At 61.2% G+C, this 21,601-nt stretch carries 22 protein-coding genes; 12 read left to right on the forward strand and 10 right to left on the reverse strand.

Features of this window, described 5'->3' with window-relative positions:
• Positions 1 to 273: 273 nt before the first annotated feature.
• The 4 genes from ACQ66M_RS03730 to ACQ66M_RS03745 all read right to left on the reverse strand — a co-directional run bounded on the left by ACQ66M_RS03730 (position 274) and on the right by ACQ66M_RS03745 (position 1,980).
• Entirely contained in the window at positions 274 to 570 is a 297-nt protein-coding gene (locus ACQ66M_RS03730) for a helix-turn-helix domain-containing protein (protein WP_430401971.1), read from the reverse strand.
• A 281-nt stretch (positions 571 to 851) separates the two neighbouring features.
• Positions 852 to 1,328, reverse strand: a complete 477-nt coding sequence (locus tag ACQ66M_RS03735) for a thermonuclease family protein (protein WP_430401973.1) — start codon at positions 1,326 to 1,328, stop codon at positions 852 to 854.
• A 205-nt stretch (positions 1,329 to 1,533) separates the two neighbouring features.
• The gene (locus ACQ66M_RS03740) at positions 1,534 to 1,764 is read right to left on the reverse strand and encodes a hypothetical protein (RefSeq protein ID WP_350171017.1); all 231 of its coding nucleotides are present in this window, start codon (positions 1,762 to 1,764) and stop codon (positions 1,534 to 1,536) included.
• A gap of 66 nt (positions 1,765 to 1,830) precedes the next feature.
• Positions 1,831 to 1,980, reverse strand: a complete 150-nt coding sequence (locus ACQ66M_RS03745; protein ID WP_430401975.1) for a hypothetical protein — start codon at positions 1,978 to 1,980, stop codon at positions 1,831 to 1,833.
• A gap of 119 nt (positions 1,981 to 2,099) precedes the next feature.
• On the opposite strand from ACQ66M_RS03745, the gene ACQ66M_RS03750 reads away from it, so the two are divergent.
• Entirely contained in the window at positions 2,100 to 2,945 is an 846-nt protein-coding gene (locus ACQ66M_RS03750; protein ID WP_430401977.1) for a crotonase/enoyl-CoA hydratase family protein, read from the forward strand.
• Positions 2,946 to 2,947: 2 nt separating this feature from the next.
• On the opposite strand, the gene ACQ66M_RS03755 is transcribed toward ACQ66M_RS03750, so the two are convergent.
• Together ACQ66M_RS03755 and ACQ66M_RS03760 are read right to left on the reverse strand one after the other, a co-directional pair.
• A complete protein-coding gene (locus ACQ66M_RS03755; RefSeq protein ID WP_430401979.1) occupies positions 2,948 to 3,223 on the reverse strand; it encodes a hypothetical protein in 276 nt (91 codons plus the stop codon).
• Positions 3,224 to 3,375: 152 nt separating this feature from the next.
• Positions 3,376 to 3,798: a hypothetical protein gene (locus ACQ66M_RS03760; RefSeq protein ID WP_350171013.1), complete on the reverse strand. Its 423-nt coding sequence runs from the start codon at positions 3,796 to 3,798 to the stop codon at positions 3,376 to 3,378.
• Between the two features lie 205 nt (positions 3,799 to 4,003).
• On the opposite strand from ACQ66M_RS03760, the gene ACQ66M_RS03765 reads away from it, so the two are divergent.
• The gene (locus tag ACQ66M_RS03765; RefSeq protein WP_430401981.1) at positions 4,004 to 4,984 is read left to right on the forward strand and encodes a Gfo/Idh/MocA family protein; all 981 of its coding nucleotides are present in this window, start codon (positions 4,004 to 4,006) and stop codon (positions 4,982 to 4,984) included.
• Here the strand turns inward: ACQ66M_RS03765 and ACQ66M_RS03770 are convergent, their stop codons facing one another.
• Both ACQ66M_RS03770 and ACQ66M_RS03775 read right to left on the reverse strand, forming a co-directional pair.
• Positions 4,985 to 6,577: a DUF4332 domain-containing protein gene (locus ACQ66M_RS03770; RefSeq protein WP_430401983.1), complete on the reverse strand. Its 1,593-nt coding sequence runs from the start codon at positions 6,575 to 6,577 to the stop codon at positions 4,985 to 4,987. It abuts the gene before it with no gap.
• A gap of 115 nt (positions 6,578 to 6,692) precedes the next feature.
• On the reverse strand, positions 6,693 to 8,033 hold the full coding sequence (locus ACQ66M_RS03775) for an acyl-CoA dehydrogenase family protein (RefSeq protein WP_430401985.1): 1,341 nt from the start codon (positions 8,031 to 8,033) through the stop codon (positions 6,693 to 6,695).
• Positions 8,034 to 8,285: 252 nt separating this feature from the next.
• Here ACQ66M_RS03775 and ACQ66M_RS03780 point away from each other — a divergent pair, with 252 nt between their 5' ends.
• Positions 8,286 to 8,582: a CC_3452 family protein gene (locus ACQ66M_RS03780; protein WP_350171009.1), complete on the forward strand. Its 297-nt coding sequence runs from the start codon at positions 8,286 to 8,288 to the stop codon at positions 8,580 to 8,582.
• Between the two features lie 64 nt (positions 8,583 to 8,646).
• On the opposite strand, the gene ACQ66M_RS03785 is transcribed toward ACQ66M_RS03780, so the two are convergent.
• Together ACQ66M_RS03785 and ACQ66M_RS03790 are read right to left on the reverse strand one after the other, a co-directional pair.
• Positions 8,647 to 9,042, reverse strand: coding sequence for a VOC family protein (locus ACQ66M_RS03785; protein ID WP_350171008.1), 396 nt, complete (start codon positions 9,040 to 9,042; stop codon positions 8,647 to 8,649).
• 13 nt (positions 9,043 to 9,055) lie between these two features.
• Positions 9,056 to 9,442: a DUF302 domain-containing protein gene (locus tag ACQ66M_RS03790; protein WP_430401987.1), complete on the reverse strand. Its 387-nt coding sequence runs from the start codon at positions 9,440 to 9,442 to the stop codon at positions 9,056 to 9,058.
• 155 nt (positions 9,443 to 9,597) lie between these two features.
• Between ACQ66M_RS03790 and ACQ66M_RS03795 the strand changes: the two genes are divergently transcribed.
• The 9 genes from ACQ66M_RS03795 (at position 9,598) to ACQ66M_RS03835 (ending at position 21,577) form a co-directional block, all read left to right on the forward strand.
• A complete protein-coding gene (locus tag ACQ66M_RS03795) occupies positions 9,598 to 10,500 on the forward strand; it encodes a haloalkane dehalogenase (protein WP_430401989.1) in 903 nt (300 codons plus the stop codon).
• 4 nt (positions 10,501 to 10,504) lie between these two features.
• Positions 10,505 to 10,951 carry an NUDIX domain-containing protein gene (locus tag ACQ66M_RS03800; RefSeq protein ID WP_430401991.1) on the forward strand — a complete coding sequence of 149 codons (447 nt, stop codon included), beginning with the start codon at positions 10,505 to 10,507 and terminating at the stop codon, positions 10,949 to 10,951.
• 19 nt (positions 10,952 to 10,970) lie between these two features.
• Complete coding sequence (locus tag ACQ66M_RS03805; protein ID WP_350171004.1) at positions 10,971 to 11,588, forward strand: ElyC/SanA/YdcF family protein; 618 nt, start codon at positions 10,971 to 10,973, stop codon at positions 11,586 to 11,588.
• A gap of 191 nt (positions 11,589 to 11,779) precedes the next feature.
• Entirely contained in the window at positions 11,780 to 13,372 is a 1,593-nt protein-coding gene (locus tag ACQ66M_RS03810) for a phosphoenolpyruvate carboxykinase (protein ID WP_430401993.1), read from the forward strand.
• 116 nt (positions 13,373 to 13,488) lie between these two features.
• Positions 13,489 to 14,697 (forward strand): acetyl-CoA C-acyltransferase, encoded by a 1,209-nt coding sequence (locus ACQ66M_RS03815; protein WP_430401994.1) that lies wholly within the window; start codon positions 13,489 to 13,491, stop codon positions 14,695 to 14,697.
• Positions 14,698 to 14,855: 158 nt separating this feature from the next.
• On the forward strand, positions 14,856 to 16,022 hold the full coding sequence (locus ACQ66M_RS03820; RefSeq protein WP_430401996.1) for an OprO/OprP family phosphate-selective porin: 1,167 nt from the start codon (positions 14,856 to 14,858) through the stop codon (positions 16,020 to 16,022).
• Between the two features lie 124 nt (positions 16,023 to 16,146).
• Complete coding sequence (locus ACQ66M_RS03825) at positions 16,147 to 17,361, forward strand: TlpA family protein disulfide reductase (RefSeq protein WP_430401998.1); 1,215 nt, start codon at positions 16,147 to 16,149, stop codon at positions 17,359 to 17,361.
• A gap of 150 nt (positions 17,362 to 17,511) precedes the next feature.
• Positions 17,512 to 19,104, forward strand: coding sequence for a hypothetical protein (locus ACQ66M_RS03830; protein ID WP_430402001.1), 1,593 nt, complete (start codon positions 17,512 to 17,514; stop codon positions 19,102 to 19,104).
• 217 nt (positions 19,105 to 19,321) lie between these two features.
• Positions 19,322 to 21,577 (forward strand): TonB-dependent receptor, encoded by a 2,256-nt coding sequence (locus ACQ66M_RS03835; RefSeq protein ID WP_430402003.1) that lies wholly within the window; start codon positions 19,322 to 19,324, stop codon positions 21,575 to 21,577.
• Positions 21,578 to 21,601 lie beyond the last annotated feature (24 nt).

A 21,601-nucleotide genomic window follows, 5' to 3' on the forward strand; every position in this document is an offset into this window, starting at 1 on the left:
GAGATATATTATCGATTTTAGCCTTATAATTCAGCCGAAAACACCTCGACATGCGGTTGCCTCAGAATCCAGTAATTCCTTTTAAGATTGTATTTCCTCATCCATGCTGCCTGCCTGGCGACAGGAGGCTCAGCGCATGCATATCGGGTACGTCATGGAATTCGGGCACATCCTGATGTGACACGATTTGACTGCGCACCGACATGCCGGCAACGGGGCATGGGCGTTTGCAGGGCGTAACCAGCGTCCTTCATCGGAATGCGCGCGGCAGGGTCACTTCACCTCAGGTGGTTGCGACGGCGAGTCGAAGTCCTCCTCAGCAGGCGCCTCGCACACAAAGAAGTCGGCAAGAGGCACGTCGAGCCGTTTTGCCACCTCGTACAGCATGCCTGCAGAAATCCGGTTTGTGCCGGTTTCGTACTTCTGCAACTGCTGATGCGATATGCCCAGAAGCCCGGCGAGCTCCACAAGCGTCATGCTGCGGGCCTGACGGTGCGCCCGCAGATGCGCGGAGACCCGCAAATCCATTTCGGAAGGTGCCCGCGCTGCTCTCGGCCTGCAGCCGGTCATGGCTCGCGTCCTCCGGTACCGAAAGGAGAAGGGTGATCCACCCATCCGGGCCGGACTGGTGCATCCTCCGCATTCCAACCTGCATGCCTCATGTCATAGCCTTCATGCATTGCCAGCACCGGGCTTTCCCTGATGCGCCGGGCATCACGAGACTCAACGAGAAACTGGAGTCATGCGGCAAAAGAAACGGGCAGCACCTGGAGCCGCAAGGCGACAGGCAGGACAGGTTTGCGCGTCAGATGAACATGTCCTGGAGCGGTCGAGGCACAGGAGGGACCGCCCTAGTCATATTTCCGATTGCCCCAGAGGTCATTCGGGCAGTCAAGATTCCAGACGCCCTTTCGCGCAGCGCGGGCTCGTGCTTCCGAATCCGCATACGCGCCTTGGCTGTATTTCGGCCAGTCGCGGGCCCAGCCAGCGCCGACCATGAGGTCGCCGAGGTCGGCGCCGTTTACACTGCACGTCGCGACACTGCGCTCATACGAGTCCTTTCCGGTGCTGGTGCAGGTTACGGTTCGGCTGCCAATCTGGTCGGACAGGAAAAGCGCCGCCTTCTGGTAGACATTGGTGCCGGCGCAGGTCTTTCCGCGCTCGGGCGAGTCAAATCCCGAGAGGCGGATACGCTGCCCGTGTATCTCGATTGTGTCGCCGTCAATAACGGACGCAACACCGGCAATCCGGTCTGATTGATCGCCTGCCGCGGCAGCGCGCCCCGCATCGCCGTTCATCTGTCCGCAGGCGGCAAGGAGCAGGATCATTGAAAAAGTGGCGGTATGCATATGTCTCATGACTCAAGCTGATCATGATTCACGCATTTGCAGAAACAGGCTCACAGCCATGGGACGGCTGATGACAGGAACAGGCAGTATGGGCCGCTTCCCTTGCCCGGATGGATCCGGGTGACGGCTGCCATGCGATTTGCCAGCTTGCTCGCCTTGCTCGTGTTGGCTCCCGTTTGAGCTGTCAGCCGGGCGGCATCTGGTCGAGGAAGGATGCAAGGTCCAGGATCTTGTCGGTGGCAAGTATTTCGATCGCCTTCCTGAGCTTGCCGGGTGAGCCTTTCAGCTGCCGGTCTGTCAGACGGAAGTCGATCGTGACCGCCGCCAGGCTGATTGCATGGACCGCCCTGACCGAGCAGTCCCTGTCTTCAAGATCGACGGTGACCGTGTCGAATGTCCATAGGGATGTGCGCATGTTCGGATGGCTCCGCTCCTTGTTGATGGAGTGGATCAGCCCGCACCGCTTCGATTAAAATGCGCCTTAAGGTGGATGAGGCCGCCCGCCCGGGTTTAGCCATTTGACAATGGCCACGCGCGTGACGTCCTGCTGGAACACCGTCCCGACCCGGTCCGGCAGGCCTTCATGGCCTTCCCCGGCAGACCCAACGTCATAAGCAAGGAGAATGCCCATGCATCCCTGTGAAGCAAGCCGGCAGCCATGGCCGGGTTGCGCCTGAGGCTTTCGCGGCGTCACATCTGGCCCTGCAACCGGCCTGTGCTAGTCTTCGGTAAAATCGAGGAAACGCACCCATGCTGCAGAAAACCTATGAAGCTTTCACCGTCGACATCACCGACAAGGTCGCCCATATCAAGATGAATCGCCCCGAGGCGATGAACACGATGAACAAGGCATTCTGGAACGAACTGCCCGCCATCGTCCGCGACATCGACATGAACGCGCGTGCCCGTTGCATCGTCATCTCGTCAACTGGCAAGCATTTCTCGGCCGGCATGGACCTCGCCGTGTTCGGGGCCGGTGAAGGCGGCGGTTCGCCAGACCGCTATGTCGCCGCTGAAGCCTTCCGGTCGAACATCCGCCAGATCCAGTCCAGCTTCAACGCGCTGGAGGAGGCCCGCATGCCGGTCCTCTTCGCCCTGCATGGCGGCGTCATCGGCGGCGCGATCGACATGATCTCGGCCGGCGATATCCGCTGGTGCACGCAGGATGCCTTCTTCACGATCATGGAAACCAATATCGCCATGACGGCCGATGTCGGCACCTTTCCGCGCCTGCAGCGCTACATCCCCGAAGGCTGGGTCAAGGAAATGGCCTATACCGGCCGGCGCATCGACGCGGCCAAGGCAAAGGAAATCGGCCTCGTGAATGATGTCTTCGACACGCATGAGGCATGCGTGGCGCATGTTCTGGCGACGGCGAAGGAAATCGCCACGAAAGACCCGCTGACCGTCACCGGCTGCAAGACGCTCATCAATTATGGCCGCGACCATAACACGGCCGACACGCTCGATTATATCGGCGTGTGGAATGCCGGCATGATCCCGCCCCCGCACATGCAGGAAGCCTTCGCTGCCCGTGCTGAAAAGCGTGACCCGGAATTCCCGGACCTGATGAAACTGCGCGATACGCCGATGTAGGCCTAGGCCGAGACGATCCGGTAAACGGCGGTTGCGTTCATCACGATATCGTCGCCGCACCTGGCCGCCCCGCCCGTGAACAGGACGGTGCGGGTTTTCCGGTCAATGCGTGCGGCAAATTCCGGCTGGCCGTGCACATCGGCGCCGGTGACGTCGATCGTCACCGAAACCAGCTCCACCCTGTCAGGCGCGCAGCGGGCTTCCGCGTCCGCACGGATTGCCGCCATCAGGTCCAGCGCCAGAGCTTCATCAGCGCGCAGTCCGGTTTCGGTTCGCATCACGTATCCTCGTTCAAGTCAGCAGGCAGTGCTCTATCCACCCGCGCCCGTATTGAAAAGGGCCATGCCGGCCCGGCATGCAGCCAAAGGCAACAAAAAAAGCCGCCCATCGGGGCGGCCCTGTTTGATTGGCGCAGCGGCGACTTGCCGGATCAGGCGGCCTTGGCCGCGCTGATCTCTGCATCGAGGTCGTGGCCAATCAGGTCTCCGAGATGGCCGAAACCCGTCATCTCATATGTCTCTTCCATGAAGGTCGAGATCGACGGCAGCAAGTGGCCAATAGCCTTGTGATCCAGGCCAATCGCATGCAGCGACGTGATCATGGACTGGGCAACAACACGCTTTCCGCCGGGCGTCTGTTCGATCAAGCGGGCAATGATGCCCGTCGCCTCTCCGAACTCAGACCCTGTGCGGGCTGCTAGAGCGCGAGCGCCAGGAATGGTCTTGAACATCGCCGGTGCGAAGGGTGAAGCCTGTCGCTCAGCTGAATTCAAAACAATCCCCAGCGCCGTTTTAGCAGTCGATTCCGAGAGTCCATTGATTGTAGCGATGTGCGCAATGAGATCATTCAGCATTAGCGTGGCACTCCTAGGATTAATGGCTCCGGAACCCCCATTAACCTCCTACATGCTTTCCGATTCGTTACTGTCAGTGCCGCGCGCACACTTGATTTGCGAAAGAGGGTTAAGCGCTGTTAGGTCGGGGTAAACAGGCGGGCATTTCCTGTTTACGCCTTATCCACAGGCCCGGCCGCGCACGAATGAAAACAAGGCACTCCCCATGATCGGTATCGGCATCCTCGGCGCAGCCAGAATTGCACCTGCCGCCATCCTGAAACCGGCCGCCCTGCGGAGCGATTGCAAAATCGTCGCCGTGGCCGCGCGCGACGCGGTACGCGCCCGCAACTATGCCGGCGAAAACGACATCCCTGACATCTGCGATTCCTACGAGGCGCTCATCGCACGGCCGGACATTGATCTCATCTACAACGCCCTGCCGCCGCATCGCCATGCCGACCTGACCATCGCCGCGCTTGAGGCAGGCAGGGCTGTCCTCTGCGAAAAGCCGTTTGCCATGAACGCGCCGGAAGCCGCCCGGATGGTCGACGCGGCGCAGCGAACCGGCGGGGTTCTGATCGAAGCCTTTCACTATCGATTCCACCCCGCCTTCCAGCGCGTGTTCGACATCGTGCACAGCGGCCAGCTTGGCACGATCCGGCGTATCGAGGCCGCATTCAGTGTCGCCATACCCTTTCGACCCGGCGAATTGCGCCACACGCCGGGCGTCGGCGGCGGCGCGCTGATGGATCTTGGCTGTTATCCGTTGCACTGGGTCCGCACGCTGGTCGGCGCCGAACCCGAAATCGTTTCAGCCCGGGCGGAATGCGAGCGGCCGGGCGTCGACACAAGTATGGAAGCCGAATTCCGCTTTCCGGACGGAGAGACCGGATCAATCCACACCACCATGGCGCCGGATGCACAATTCGAAGCCTGGATCCGGGTTGATGGCGCGCGCGGCCAGCTTAAGATCACCAATCCGATCCACCCCCATCGCGGCCACGCCATTACCACGACCCTGGACGGCACCTCCCGCACCGTCACGGCCCCCGGTCAAACCACATATGACCACCAGCTCGCCCACGTGATGGACGTGCTTTGCGGGCGCTCGGATGCCTTGACGGGTGGCCGGGATGCTGTCGGAAACATGGCCGCCATTGACGCGATCTACCGCGCTGCGGGCCTGTCTCCGCGTGGGATGTAATCAGCTGGCGCTTGCCTGCGCCATGCTGATCCAGCCTTCGACTTCCTCTTCCTCGAACTGGGCATCTTCCCACAGCACACGGTCCCCCTGCGGCGTCGTCAGGAAGTCCATGGCCGCAAGGAACACGTCGCGTGCGGAGGCACAAGCCAGGTCGCTGGCCGAGCGGATTCCCGCGCCGACAAGTATCTGTGCGTCGTGAACCCGCAATCCGGGAACATCCATCATCAGGCGCGACTGGTCCTGCCAGTCGGTCAGGGCGTCGGCGTCGATGTGGCGCGCGTTCAGCAGGTGGACCGTCTCGTCGATATCGCAGTCCATGAGGTCGCCGACATTGGTGATACCGGCCTTTCCGAGCCGCCGCGCGGTCTTGCGGCCAATCGACGGCGCATCAACGATCGGCGATTCGCGCGTAAGACGCCCCTGTCCGCCAATCGTCGCAACCGGTTCGGCTTCAGGCACAATCTCCGCAACAGGTTCAGGGGCGGGCCTGGGCGCTTGCCTGACCGGCTCGGTCCTTGGCGCGGGTTTCGGCTCAGGCTTCGCTGCGGCTTTGACCACCGGTGCGGGGGCTGGTTTCGGTTCAGGCGCGGGTGCCGGTGCCGGCCTGGTCGCAACAGGCGCCCCGTCCGGCCTGATCCGCGCGCCACCAAGCGGTGCCAGTTCCTGTGCGTCGAGCTGTTTCACAGGCACACGCAGCACCTGTCTGGCATGCAGCTTCCGGATCGCCTTGTCATCATCCGGCAGCGTCTTCACCACTTTGCCGGTCTTCTGGAACTCGGCATACATCCGCCCGACCTGGCGCCGGTCACCGGCATCTGCCAGCTTTTTCGATATCATGCGCAGCGGAATATCCAGCGTCTCGATATAGCCCTGGATGGTCAGGTTCACTTTCGGCGGCGCGACGGCGGCCTCCGCAATGGCCCGCGACATCAGCACGCCCATGCCTGCTGTGGCATAGGCGACAAGGTCGGCCACGATCTCCAGCATCGTCTCGTCAAGGCCGGCGGGCGGATCCTTCACGCCGGCATCAAGGTCGTAATGGTCGATGAATGTCTGGTAGTGCGGATGGGACCGCTGCGCACCAGCCCGCACCATGTCGGAGACGAAACCAACGCCGCCCGGCACATCAATCGCCGGATAACCGCCCGCTTCGATGCGCGCTGCGATCTCGTCATGCGACCTGGCGATGCTCCATTCGACGGCGCGATGGATCGCGCCCTCTTCCTCGGTCTGGCCTGTGTGGAAGGGCTGGAGCGGGTCAGCATAATAATGGCTGAGCACGCCGAGCGCATAGGCCGCCTCGCTCCACTTCTTCTTCGCCAGCAGCTCGACAGACCTGGCATACCATTCGGTCGCCTTGTCGCGGGCACCGCCCCATTCGCCTTCGGAAATGTGCAGGACGTGGTTCTGGAAATCCCTGAAAGTCTTGTCCGGCGCCTTGGCGCCTTTCAGAAGGTGCTCATGGTGCACCAGGAGCAGCGATTTCCACTGCTCTCCCGTTTCGGCGTCAATCAGGTCCAGCGCATTGAATGCGATATGATGATGTGTCGACGTGCAGCGGTGCGCACGGATAACCCGTTCCAGCAGGGACATGACGGGAACTCCAGTGTGGTGAATCTGACAGTGATTCTGGCCCCACGAAGGTTACCGTGAAATTAACCCTTTGCGCCGCGCCCCGGATTTCCTCCGGTCACATGACAGTCATCGCCTACCGGACGGCAAAATCCGTCGGTTCGGTGCTCTTGCCCTTGGCGTCTTTGTCGCCGCGGGACTGGCCATGCTTCTGCGCGCCCATGAAGCCGAAAATATGCCCGGCAACCTTGCGCATCTGGATCTCTTCAGAGCCCTCGGTAATGCGATAGCGGCGATGGTGGCGATAGATGTGTTCGAACGGCGTGTGGCGTGAATAGCCCATGCCGCCGTGGATCTGCATCGCCCGGTCGGCCGCGTTGCAGCAGAGCCGGTTTGCCCGGTAATTGCACATCGACACCTTGTCTGACAGCTTGATTGCCACTTCCGGCTTCGACATCTGGTCCATTTCCCAGGCCGTCTTGAAAATCAGCAGACGGAGCATTTCTGCTTCCGAAGCGAGCTCGACGATGGGAAACTGGATCGCCTGGTTGGTCGACAGCTTCTTGCCGAAAGGCGCGCGCGTATTCGCATAGTCAATCGACTCGTCGATGCAGAACAGCGCCGCGCCGACAGAGCTGGCCGCCTGACGGATCCGGTTCTCGTGCACGAAATGCTGGGCCAGCGCGAGGCCGCCTTCTGGCGGGCCGAATACCGCACTGTCGGGAACCCAGACATCCTTGATGGTCAGGCGGGGGTGGTCTGTGGGCATGTTGAATGTCCACATGTATTCCAGGATCTCGATGCCCGGATCGTCCGCCGGTACCAGCAGGCACGTAATACCGCGGGCATCGCCATCCTCGCCGCTGGTGCGCGCGAAACACATCATGTGGGTGGCGTGGTGCATCCCCGTGATCCACATCTTCTCGCCATTGATGAGCCAGCCATCCTTGCCGTCCTTCTTGTGGCGCACGGCGCGTGTCTCCATGTGCGTCGCGTCGGAGCCATGGTTCGGCTCGGTCAGTCCGAACGTCGCGCGGAACTTGCCCTCCAGGGCGGCCGTCGCGAGATGCTTCTGATCCTCGCGGGCAAAGTCGCGCAGCATCAGGATCTGCGGATAATTGGCGACGATGGAATGCTCGTTCTGCAGGTCATTGTGCAGGCCAAGGCCCTTGCGCGCGAGATGTTCGCGGATAATCGCCATGGCGAGGTTGGACCCGTTCTGGCCGCCATACTCTTTCGGCAGGCCGAACCGGAAATGCCCGGCCTCGTCCGCCAGGCGCTTCGCCTTGCCCAGCAACTCTTCCCATTCCTTGCGCGGCAGGCCCTGGTTCTCGAAATCGGTTCGGGCCCATTCGCGGCGATGATCGAAGAACCGTATATTGTCGTCCTGCTGCTCCAGCGGCTTGATCTTGTCCTCGATGAACTGATCGAGAACGATCAGGTAATCGGAAATGTCCTTTGGAATGCTGAAATCCATAATGCTTCTCTCCCGGGCGCGCGCCTCTGTTCTTTGAGACACTCTAACCTACGCAGGGACAGGAGCAATTTGTGTCGTAGGGGCAACCGCGACACCTGCGCGATTCCCTTCGGGAAATGATACGAAATCTGCATTCTGAACACTTGACCAAATATTCAGCGTTTGATAGTCATTGCTCTGAAGGGGTTGTTTTCCCTTTTTTCCACCGCGTTGCACACTCATCACCAACCCCGAACGAAAGGCAGCCCTCCCATGCTCCGTTCTACTCTCATCAGCGCCGCTGCCCTGGCGCTCGCTTCACCCGCCCTTGCTGGCACATTCATTTTCGAAACGGCTGCGCCAGTCGCTGAAAAGCGTGTCATCGCGGAAAGCGTTGTCTGGACCTGCGAAGGCACGACCTGTGTCGGCGATCTCGACCGCAAGAAGGTCTCACTCCGCATCTGCAAGAAAATCGCCAAGGAAGTCGGTGAAATCACTGCCCTTCGCAATGACAGTTCCGAACTGGACGCTTCCGATCTCGAAGCCTGCAAGGCTTCCGCGAAAAGCTAGATTGCTCTGCCAGTCTTCAAGAGCCTCTCCTCGGGCCGCCACGGGAAACCGGGGCGGCCGCTTTTTATGCGCCTGCAGGTTCCAGAGGTTGCCATAGCTCGACCTTGCGTCCATCCGGATCCATGACCCAGGCAAAGTGGCCATAGCTTTCGCTCATTGGCTCACCTTCCAGTTCGACACCTTCCGCCTTGATGCGCGCCAGCATGCCCGGCATGTCATCCACCATCAGGTTCATCATGAAATCGCTGGTAGATGGCTTGAAATAATCGCTCTCTCCCTTGAACGGCGCCCAGATGGTCTGCGCGCCTTTCGGGAAAACGCCCGCCGCGTCTGCATGACTGAAACTGCTGCCGCCATAATCATCAATCGCAATCCCCAGCACGCGCGAATACCATGCGCGCGTCGCGTCAACGTCCTTACACAGAAAAAACAGGCCTCCCAGGCCGATGACCTTCGCCATTGCCGTCTCCCTTTCAAATGGCCGCGATGGCAGCCGCCAGCAGGTCACGCACATCGCCTGCGACCCGTTTCAACTCATCATTCCCGATCGCCTGCATTGATGCAACCGGATCAACCGCGCTGACTTCGACCGCATCGTCGACCTGCCGGATGATGACATTGCAAGGCAGCATGGCGCCGACGCGCGGCTCGATCTGGATGGCCTGATAGGCCATTTGCGGATTGCAGGCGCCGAGGATTCGATATGGCGGCATCTCGGCATCGAGCTTTTTCTTCATCGTCGCTTTCACGTCGATCTCGGTCAGCACGCCAAACCCCCTGTCAGCCAGAGCCTGCCGCGTGCGTTGGTCAACAGCATCAAAGCTGGCACCGGAAACGGTTCGATTGATTGTGTAGGTCATGATGATCTCCAGGTGGCGGCCCAGGTCCCGGGTTCGCTCCCTGCCTGCCTACCACATTCGCCGGGCAAGATCAGGCGCCTTCGCAAGATCGTCGCTGTTGGCAACCAGGACGCCCTGCTCCATGGTGTCCACCAGGGCTGACCAGAGGATACACCATGCCGATCGATGCCAAACGCACGCCGGATGCACGCTTCGACAACCTGCCGGGATTTGATTATGCCCCGCACTATGTGAGCGACCTGCCCGGCTATGAAGGCTTGCAGGTCCATTATGTCGACGAAGGCCCGCAGGATGCGGTCCGCACCTATCTCTGCCTGCATGGGCAGCCGACATGGAGTTATCTCTACCGCAAGATGATCCCGGTCTTCCTCGACAGCGGTGCGCGCGTCGTCGCGCCTGACTGGCTCGGCTTTGGCCGGTCGGACAAGCCTGTCGATGACACAGTCTATTCGTTCAGTTTTCATCGCAACATGATGGTGGAACTGATCAGGCGCCTCGGCCTGAAAACCGTAACACTCGTCTGCCAGGACTGGGGTGGCCTGCTCGGCCTCACCATCCCGATGGACATGCCCGACACGTTCGAGCGCCTGATCGTGATGAATACCGCCATCGCCACGGGCACATCGCCTGGTGCCGGGTTTGACCAGTGGAAAGCCTATAACCGGTCGCAGCCCGACATGGACATTGCCGCCCTGATGAAGCGTGGCGCGCCCGTTCTCTCCGACGCTGAAGCGGCCGCCTATGCCGCCCCTTTCCCGGATGCGACCTACAAGGCCGGCGTGCGCATGTTCCCTGAACTGGTCATGGTCAAGCCTGGCATGGAAGGCGTCGACATCTCGCGGCGCGCGGCCGACTGGTGGGCGAATGACTGGATGGGTGACAGCTTCATGGCCATTGGCGCACAAGACCCCGTCCTCGGCCCTGATCAGATGGAAAAACTGCGCAGGACAATCCGTGGCTGTCCCGAACCCATGGTCGTCGCCGAGGCCGGACACTTCGTGCAGGAATGGGGAGGGCCCGTCGCCCTTGCGGCACTGAAATCATTCGGGGAGCTCTGACAGGATGGCTGATCTGCCGGCCGCCAGTGTCGCCTATCCCGAGGTCGGTTGCGGCGCGGCCATTTTCGACCCCTCCGGACGCCTCCTCCTGATCCAGCGCCTGACCGAGCCGGAAGCGGGCGCATGGGGATTGCCCGGCGGCAAGATCGATTTCGGGGAACCGGCTCGCGTGACAGCCCGGCGCGAGATCGCCGAAGAACTCGGAATCGACATTGAAGTGACAGGCCTGGCCTGCATTGCGGAGATTCTCGATCAGGGCGACGGGCGCCACTGGGTGTCTCCGATTTTTTTTGCCCGCGTCGTTTCGGGCACACCCCGCCTGATGGAGCCTGAAAAACATGGAGGTTTCGGCTGGTACGCCCTCGACGCGCTTCCTTCCCGGCTGACGATACCCACCCAGGCGCTGATTGCGAGCCTTGAAACAGCGTCGGCGGCCTCGCCGACCTCCTGAATTCTGCTAATAAGCAGGCATGAGACACGTGCGAATCCTGTTGGTGCGGCTACTGGTTGCAGACCTGATTGCGACCCTCGCCTTTTTCGGCCTCACCCGCCTCGTCGATCAGACGGGACAGATCACCCATGGCGCAGGCGTGGTCTTCTATTCCGGTTCGGCCCGCGAAGCGGATGCGCGCATCGACAAGGGCATTGCCCTGCTCGAGGCCGGCAAGGTCGACCGCCTTGTCATGGTCGGTGGCCATCGCCCGCAGGAAGGCATTGTCGGCAGCCAGGACATGGCGCTCGTCGCCATCCGCCGGTCCGGCTATGGCGGGCGGATCTCGGCCGACGTGTCCTCCCGTGACACGATCTCGGGCCTGCAGACCCTGGCCGGACAGCCGGGTCTTGCCGGCGCCGAGCAGCTGGTCTTCGTGTCCAACTGCATGCATCTCCTGCGCGCAAAGTCCATCTACCAGACGGTCTCCAAAGGCGGCCCGAGGGCCCGATCGGCATGCGCAAAAGCCAGCCTCAATCCGGTGGACATCTGGAAGCGGGCCCATTACGAAGCCGCCGCCTGGGTGTTCTATATCCTGCCTGAAGGCTGGCGCGACAGCATCATTGATCGCCTTCGCGGAGATGATTCTCAAAATTGAACTGATCGGGAGGCTTGAGGCGCGCCCTCCCTCACCGACGGACCGTGGTAACCGGTGTCAGTCATCAGGATACAGCCGATTGGCCTAAACTTGCTGCAATAGGCGGGCATGATTGTTGCAAACCTGTGGCGCGTGCCATTAACTGGCCTGATCGATTTCGCCAGATTCAAGAACAAGATTCCGAGGAAACCATGAGCGACAACGTAGCCATTCTTGCCGAGCTGGGCATCAATCCGAAGTCCATTCGCAAGAACTGGAAAGAACCGCGCCTGTATGAAACCTCTGTTGCTGGCGGGGAAGCCCGTGTTGCAAATGGCGGCGCACTCGTCGTTGAAACCGGCCAGCACACTGGACGGTCCGCCAAGGACAAGTTCACGGTGCGCGACGCGACCACGGAAAGCACGGTCTGGTGGGATAACAATGCCGCCATGACGCCTGAGCATTTTGACACGCTGCTGGCCGACTTTGCCTCCCACCTCGCCAGCAAGGACGTGTTCGTCCAGGAACTCTTCGGCGGCGCAGACCCTGACCATCGCCTGCCGGTCACCGTGGTCAACGAACTTGCCTGGCATTCCCTGTTCATCCGCCATCTTCTGCGTGTTCCCACAGACGCGGAATACAAAGGCTTCAAGTCGGAATTCACGATCATCAACTGCCCGAGCTTTCGCGCTGATCCGGCGCGTCATGGCACGCGATCGGAAACGGTCATCGCCGTGAATTTTGCCCGGCGCATGGTCCTGATCGGCGGAACCTCCTATGCGGGCGAGACCAAGAAGTCGGTCTTCACCGCTCTCAACTATTACCTTCCGACCAGGGGCGTGATGCCGATGCATTGTTCGGTGAACACTTCGGACAAGAACGACGCGGCCATCTTCTTCGGCCTGTCGGGTACCGGCAAGACGACCCTGTCGGCAGATGCCAGCCGAATCCTGATCGGCGATGATGAACATGGCTGGTCCGGGAACGGATTGTTCAATTTCGAGGGTGGCTGCTACGCCAAGATGATCAAGCTCTCGGCGGAAGCAGAACCTGAAATCTTTGCCACCACGAAACAATGGGGCACGGTGCTCGAAAACGTGGTGATGGATCCGGTCACACGCGAACTTGATCTTGACGATGGCACGCTCGCAGAAAACTCGCGCGGCGCGTATCCGATCTCGGCCATCCCGAACGCGTCGGAATCCGGCCGCTGCGGGCAGCCCCGCAATCTCGTCATGCTGACGGCGGATGCGTTCGGCGTGATGCCCCCGATAGCCAAACTGACACCGGCCCAGGCCATGTACCATTTCCTGTCCGGATACACCGCAAAGGTTGCAGGTACGGAAAAAGGCGTGACCGAACCGACGGCCACTTTTTCAACCTGCTTCGGCGGCCCCTTCATGCCGCGCCATCCATCCGAATACGGAAATCTCCTGCGCGACCTGATCGGCAAGTATGACGTCGATTGCTGGCTGGTTTCGACCGGCTGGACTGGCGGCCCGTATGGCCAGGGCAACCGCATGCCGATCAAGGCCACGCGGGCCCTGCTGAATGCCGCGCTGGACGGCTCGCTCAACAAGGCGACATTCCGCAAGGATGAAACATTCGGTTTCATGGTGCCAACGGCCGTGCCCGGCGTGGACGCCAGAATTCTCGATCCCCGGTCAACCTGGGCCGACCCGGTCGCCTATGACAAACAGGCCGCAAAGCTTGCCGATATGTTCGTGGCAAATTTTGCCAAGTTCGAGAGCTATGTTGACGAATCTGTCCGGGCCAGCGCGCCCAAGGCGAAAACGCCTGCCTGACACGACGATTTCCTGACCTTGACGTTAAGGGAAGGCTGGCGCCACGCGCGCCAGCCCGTTAGTGTGCGCCGCAACATCGTAAAGCATTCGACAAGAAACTCTGGAGGACTATCCAAATGCGTGAAGCAGTCATCGTTTCCACCGCCCGCACGGGCATGGCCAAAACCGGCCGCGGCTCCCTCAACGACACCCACGGCATCACGATGGCCGGCCATGCCATCAAGAGCGCGCTGGAACGTGCCGGCGTCGAAGGCGCTGCAGTCGAAGACGTGTTCCTCGGCACAGCGCAGCCTGAAGGCGCGACCGGTCACAATGTCGCCCGCAATGCCGCCCTCTGGGCCGGGTGCCCGTCCACCACATCGGGCGCGACCATCAACCGTTTCTGCTCGTCGGGCCTCCAGGCCATCGCCAATGCCTCGCATACGATCATCAATGAAGGTGCTTCCGTCACTGTCGGCGGCGGCGTGGAAAGCCTCTCGCTCGTGTCGCGCTCGGGTCACATGAACCTGCATCGCTACACTGAAGAAGAGCTGATGAAGACATGGCCAGCCATCTGGATGAGCATGATCGAAACGGCCGAAATCGTTGCTGATCGCTACGGCGTGTCGCGCGAAGACCAGGACCGCTATTCCGCAGAAAGCCAGCGTCGCACGGCCGAGTTCCAGAAGAAGGGCTACATGGCCGAGGAAATCGCGCCGATGAAAGCCCGCATGAAGCTTGTCAACAAGGAGACAGGCGAAGAAACCTATCAGGACGTCATCGTCGACAAGGACGAGTGCAACCGTCCCGGAACGACCTATGAAACCCTTGCTGGCCTGAAGCCTGTGTTCTCCGGCGGCATGGTCGTCAAGCAAGGCAAGTATGTCACCGCGGGCAATGCCTCCCAGCTGTCCGATGGCGCCGCTGCCGTGGTTGTCATGGAAGCCAAGGAAGCTGCAAAGCGCGGTATCGAGCCACTCGGCCGGTTTGCCGGTTTCAACGTCGCCGGTTGCGATCCTGACGAAATGGGCATCGGCCCCGTTTTTGCCGTGCCGCGCCTGCTTGAGCGTCACGGTCTCACGGTTGACGATATCGACCTGTGGGAACTCAACGAAGCCTTCGCATCGCAATGCCTCTACAGCCGCGATCGCCTCGGCATCGATCCTGAAAAATACAACGTCAATGGCGGCTCCATCTCGATCGGTCATCCGTTCGGCATGACAGGTGCTCGCTGCACGGGCTCGATCCTGCTCGAAGGCAAGCGCCGGGGCGCCAAATGGGGCGTTGTCACCATGTGTATCGGTGGCGGCATGGGCGCAGCCGGCCTGTTCGAAATCTACAGCTAGGCTGCCTTTTCGGCCTGACGGACCAGATATCGAAAGCCCCGGCCCTATGGGTCGGGGCTTTTTGCATCCACCACTAAAGATACGCGATAGCGTAATTAATGTGACTTATTTGTGAAACACCCTTAGACGCCCCGGAAAACCAAGGTACCTATCCGGGCATGACCTATCTCCGCTTTCTCGGCGCGGCTTGTGCCGCCGCACAGGCAGCATTTTGCGCAGCAGCTGACGCGCCCCTGGAACTCAGGTTTTCAGGCCGCGTCCTCTACGATTACACGCAGGCCGAGGCTGACAAGGCCCCATTGGAGATCGACGGCGCCGAATTGCGAGCCGCACGCCTTGCCCTTGCCGGCAAGGGCAAGCAAATCGACTTCAAGATCGAACTCGAAACGGATGAAGACGGGGAAATCTCCGCAACCGATGCCTATATTGACTTCGCCCTGCCCGGGTCGGGATGGACGGTCCGCGCCGGCCAGTTCAAAACGCCCAACTCGCTGCAGGAGCAGGTGTCCGGCCTCTTCACCACGTTTACAGAACGCGCTGCATTCACGGACGCCTTCGCATTCGACCGGCGGCTTGGCATTGCCGCCACCACGATGGGAGAAAACTGGACGTTCACGGCCGGGGCCTTCGGCGGCAACGTGAACGATACGCCCACCAGCGAAGGTTTTGCACTGGCGGCACGCGGCACATATGCGCCGGTCGCCACCGAAGATCTGACCGTTCATCTTGGTGCATCCGTCCGCCATCGCGAGACGGATTCACGTGCGCCAGACCTGCGCTATCGCCAGCGCCCGTTCGCACGGATCGCCGGTCGCATGATATCGACCGGTCCGGTATCGGGGTCAGACGTGTTTGTCGGCCTCGAAGGCGCCGTGCTGCGCGGTCCGCTTTGGGTCAGCGCCGAGTATGGTGCCCTGTCATCGCACCTTGCTGCGGGAGGCAATGCCACATTTGATGGCAGCTCCGCCGAGGCAGGCTATTTCCTCGGCGGACGGCGCACATACGGGAGCGGAGAATTTGGCCGGCCCGAGATCGACAAGCCGGTCACCAGGGGCGGGCCGGGCGCGCTGTCCATCTCGGCTGCCTTTGACACACTGGACCTGACGGATTCCGGCATTGACGGAGGAACCATGAACACGGCATTGCTTGGCCTGTCCTGGTACCCCACCGCAAGGACGCGACTGGGGCTCAGCCTCTTTCACGCCGATGCAGATCTCGGCACGTCCACATCAGGGATCGATCCTGCCTTTGCCGCTGGCGTGCTTGCCGGGCAAACCAGCGACAAAGTCACCGGCTTCACCCTGCGCATGCAGGCAGACTTCTAACCAGTCGGCACAGCGGCCAAAAGCGTTTGTTCCTGCCACCCGGGTCGCAGTAAACTATCTGAAAGGCGCAGCCCACAGTGTGCGAGCCTGATAACTGCCATTTCCCGGGAAGGCCTGCTCCACGATGATACGAACGCTCACAATCGCCGCGCTCGCGCTCTCACTCGCCGCATGCTCAGGCGACAGATCCACAGCGCCTGATGCCGCTCCCGATAACGCGGCGCGTTTGATCACCGCCAACCCGCCACCCGCCGCGCCGGCAGTTACGGGGCCGGACGCCAACAGTGCACATGACGGCCATGTCCGCCCTGAGGAATATGCATTGCTCGGCCAGAAATTTCCCCGGTTCACCGCCACCATGGCGGACGGTCAGACTTTCGACTCCTCGGTCCTCAATCGCTGGATGGTGATTCAGGTCTGGGGCACTTGGTGCAGTGACAGCCTGAAGGATGCGCCCTATGCGGCCGCGCTTGCGACAGCCATCGAACAGGATCCTGACCTCTATTTCCTGTCGATCCATGTGCCGCAGAATGCCGACAAGACAAGTGATCAGGATATGTATGGCGCGTATGGCTCGGTCGAGGCCTATTTTGCCGAGAAAGGCTACAGCTATCCGACAGTGATCGATTCCGATGCCAGCGTCCGCGAGGCGCTGAAGATCACCTGGACGCCGAGCTATATCCTGATGTCCCCGGATGGCGTGATCCGCGGGTTCCGTACCGACCTCTCAGTGGCAGGTGGCGAGCCGGTGAAGGATTTCCTGAAGGAGGCCGCCCGCGTGAAGGGTGAGGTCCGCAAGGCCGAGTTCGGTGGCACTCCGCTGCCAGCCACGATCGGCCCGCAAGGCGCGATGCGCCTCACGGGCGAAACGCCGTTCACGCTTGACGCCATGAAAGCTGCGTTTCCCGGCCACGAAATCCTTTCGGACAGGGCCATGGCCGGCGAGCAATCCTATCCGGTTTTTCTTGTCCAGACGATTGCGGCAGACGGTATGGCGGGCCGCCTTGTCTACGTTGTCGAACCTGACTGGACGCTTGGCATGGTGGGATCGGTTGTGACCCGCAACCCGGCTGTGACCGGCCCCGATGGCGGCACGGTTGGCACGATGAAGCTCAAGGACCTGACAGAGGAAGCGCGCGCCAGGTGCACGCTGGAGCCTGGTCCGATCGATTCCCTGTTCATCTGCCCTGACAATGCCGGATCCCGCCAGTTCATCCGGGCCTTCGGGGCAGGAAGCGACTTCGATGGCAGGCTCAACGATGCCTCGCCTGACTACCGGCAGGAAGCGGTACTGCTTGAGATGAAGTTCATTCCGCCACAGGCCGGGAAAAACCCTTAGCCTGCTGCCCGCAATCGCGACGCCCTGGCCTGTATCCTGCACGCATAAATGACAATTCATGCAGTTTGACGGAACCACAGTTTGAATGTTCGCCTGTCAGCCGCTATTGGGTAGACTAGACCCGGAACATATTGGGAAAGGCGAGACTTCATGCTGCATCCTTCGACGAAGCGGTTGATCGACAAGCTGAGTGAAATGACCCGCAAGCAGCGGGTTGCCTGGTCTGAAGGCGAAAACGGCACGATTACCCATGATACCGAGGGCTACAGGGTGGTGCTGACGCCTGAGCCGCATGCCGTGCTGCTGACGGACGCGCTCGGCAAGGAAATCGAATCCTGCACGCCAGACGAATTCGTCGACGAAACCGATTCCGCAGGACGCCCCTATACGGCCTTTGTGGCCGACCTGTACCGCGAAGCGCATCGCCACGCGCGCGGCGCTGAAAAAGCCATCCACACCGTCCTGAAAGGCCTCGAAACCATTGAGTCCGAACCGGATGCAGCGCCTGCCATCGCAATGGATCCGGCAGAACTGGTCGAAGACCCGGTCGATGAGACCGATTCCCTGCCTGAGGCCTATCCGGAGGTGGAAGGACAGAACGACATGGCCCGCGCCGTCGCCAGCATGGCCGACGAAGTGAATGGCGGCGCCGCCGGGGTCGAAGCAGACGAACCGGAAGACGCGGACCCGAGTGTCGTGGAAACGGAAGCTGAGGCCGAGACTGAACCCGGGATCGAACCTGAACCGGAGATGACATCCGCCTTCCATGCCGAAGACGAGGCGAGCGAAACGACAGAGCCGGACGAACCGGCTGATCCGTCGGCGGGCATCGAAGCTGAGGATATCCTGTCGCAATACGCCTCTCTCATGCCTGAGCAGCATGGCACCGGCGCCGATGAGGCGCCCTCCGCCGGGACTGACCCTGCTGAAGGCGCGCTCTGGCCCGAGGACGATAATGCCCCGGAACCACAGGCCGAACCGCGTGAGGCCGAAGCCGAAAGCGAGCCGGAACACGTTCAGTCAGAACCGCAAGCCTCCGGCGCCTTCGGACACTTTTTTGGTGGATCTGGCATTGGCGACGTGTCCCGATACACGTCAAACACGGCCGACGAAACGCCCGAACCAGCCGCGCCTGTCGAGACAGAGGCGGCGCCTGAGCCCGGAATCGCCCCCAGCCAGTCTGAATCCGAGACAGACGAACCGGCGCCCTACGCGCCCGCCTTCACGGACGTCGGCGCTCCGGCTCAGCCTGTCGAACCTGTCCCGGACATGACCGGTGAAGCACCCGCCGAACCTGAAGCGCCGCGCAGCTTCAGCCTGTCGGGAATGTCCTCTGGCTTCGGCCTCGGATCAGCGGCCAGAAGCCACGCACAGGCATCAGAACGCACACCGGAACCTGCACAAAACGGCCCGTCACCCGAGCGCGTTCACCTGGTCATCGACGGAACGATCGACCTGCCGGACGAGCTTCCCCCATCCGCATTTGGTGCCGGCCTGGACACGCAAGCCGATTCCGAACCTGTTGCGGACGCAAACCAGGCACCCTTTGCCTTCAGCGAGCCTGAACCCGTCGCCGAAACAGCCAGTGAAGAGACCGCAGAGGAACAGGCCCCGTCCCAACCTGAGGAAAAGGCATTCGAAGTTCCCGCCCAGACCGCGCAGCCACAACAAGCGGATGAACCGGCGCAGGAATCACCCCCTCCGGCACCAAAAGTCACGACCCGTTTCAATCCGTGGAACTGAAGCGGCGCGCGTCCGGCCTGTCCTGAATCCTGTCACTTTTTCGTCTGAATGGCCTGAACATGTTGCGGCGCAGCAACATGCGGCGTCTGAATATCCGCATTCTCATCAAAACCATGACGCCTGTCATATCCCGGCATCCCGATTTGTGACACATCCCGACGCATAAGATCCCGCGACGAGACGGGCTGTTCTCCATGCAAATCAGGATGATTTCCACATGCAACACAGACCCGCCCTGCGCACCCTGCTGCTCGGTTCGACCCTTTTCGCCGCAACCGCTTTGCCGTCCTTTGCCCAGGACGTGGACACCGAAGCCCGGCTGCCCTCCGTCACCGTGACGGCCCAGCGCGTCGAAGAGAACATCCAGGATGTTCCGATATCGATCACCACGATTGCAGACGAAAAGCTCGACGTCCTGAAATCCTCCGGCGCCGATGTCCGTTTCCTGTCGGCCCGCGTGCCCAGCGTCATCGCTGAAAGCTCCTTCGGCCGCGCCTTCCCGCGCTTCTACATTCGCGGCATCGGCAATACCGATTTCGACCTCAACGCCTCCCAGCCCGTGTCGCTCGTCTATGATGACGTGCCATATGAAAGCCCGATCCTGAAAGGCTTCCCGGTCTTCGATCTTGAAAGCATCGAAGTCCTGCGCGGCCCGCAGGGCACACTGTTTGGCCGCAACACGCCTGGCGGCATCATCAAGTTCGATTCTGCCAGGCCGGTGCATGAATTCGAAGCCTATATCCGCGGCGCCTATGGAAACTACAATACGCGCGAGCTTGAAGGCGCGGTGAACCTGCCACTCTTCAAGGACGAACTGGCTCTGCGCCTGTCCGGCATTTCCCAGCAGCGCGACCCCTATGTCGACAATGCCTTCACCGGCGAAAACGACCGCTACGAAGGCTTTGAAGAACTGGCCGGGCGCGCCCAGCTCCTGTTCACGCCATCTGGCACGGACTTCTCGGCGCTTCTCAACTTGCACGGCCGGTCGAACGAAGGCGATGCCCGCCTCTTCCGCGCCAACATCATTGATGCAGGCTCCAACGGCGTTGGCTCGAACTTTGATCGGGACACGGTCTATTTCGACGGCGACAATTTCCTCCAGCAGGATGCCCATGGCGTGACGCTGCGCCTCGAAAAGGGTCTCACGGACGCGGTCACAGTCACCTATGTCTTCGGCAACGAGCAGGCGACCATTGAAAGCCGCGGTGACATTGACGGCGGCTTCGGCGCGGTGTTCCTCGGCGCAGGCAATTTTGGCCCGGGCTTCATCCCCTTCCCGTCTGAAAGCTCCGGCGCGGTCGATGCCCTGCACCAGACCACGAACGAAATCCGCTTCGCATTCGACAATGGCGGGCCGCTTCGCGCCCAGACCGGCCTCTTCGTATTCGACGAGAAAGTCTCGATCACCTCCAAAAGCTTCGACACGCTTGCGCCGGGGCGCCCCGTCAATGGTATCGCCACCCGCGAAAACCAGACCGACAGCACAGGCATCTTCGCCTCGCTCGCCTATGACGTTTCAGACAGGCTCACGCTGTCGGGCGGTGCCCGCTGGACGGATGAATCCAAGGATTTTGTCGTCGAACGTACCCTTGGCCCGTTCGGTTCGGGCACGTTCGGCCCGGTCTCGGGTTCGGTGTCGGATGACCAGGTCAGCTGGGACGTTTCGGCCACCTACCAGGCCACCGAAGAGGTCAATGTCTATGCCCGCGTGGCCAAGGGCTTCCGTGGCCCGTCGACGCAGGGCCGCCTCGTATTCGCCAATGATGTGTCGAGCGCCGACACTGAAACCGTCCTCTCCTATGAGGCGGGCCTGAAATCGGAACTGCTCGACAATCGCGTCCGCCTGAATGCCGATGTCTTCTTCTTCGAATTCAACGACCAGCAGCTGACAATCGTCGGTGGCCTGAACAATACGGTCGCCCTGTTCAATGCAGACAAGAGCGAGGGCTACGGCTTCGAAGCCGATCTGGAAGCTGCGCCAATCGACAATCTCTTCATCACGGCCGGCCTTTCGTACAATAAGACCGAGTTCAAGGATGACGTCCTTCTCGCGCCGGGTTGCGGTGGTGGCTGCACCATGCTCGACCCGGCCGTCTACGCTGCTGACGGCGTGACACTGCTGGGCTACAACATCTCCGGCAATTCCTTCCCGAACGCCCCGGAATGGATCGCCAACGTCACGGCCCGTTACGCCATCCCCCTCCAGTCGGGCGAGCTCTACGGCTACACTGACTGGGCCTACAAGGGCGACACGAACTTCTTCCTCTATGACAGTGTCGAGTTCGGCCAGGACGGATACTGGGAAGGCGGCCTGAAGGTCGGCTACAAGGCCGACGCAGGGTATGACGTGTCCGTTTTCGCGCGCAACATTCTGGACGAGGAAGCGCTCACCGGCGCCATCGACTTCAACAACCTGACCGGCTTCGTCAACGAGCCGCGCACCTATGGCGTCCAGCTGCGCTGGGACTTCTAGGTCCCACCGGGCCACCACAGGAAA

Source organism: Hyphomonas sp., assembly GCF_965284475.1.
Taxonomy (GTDB): Bacteria; Pseudomonadota; Alphaproteobacteria; order Caulobacterales; family Hyphomonadaceae; genus Hyphomonas.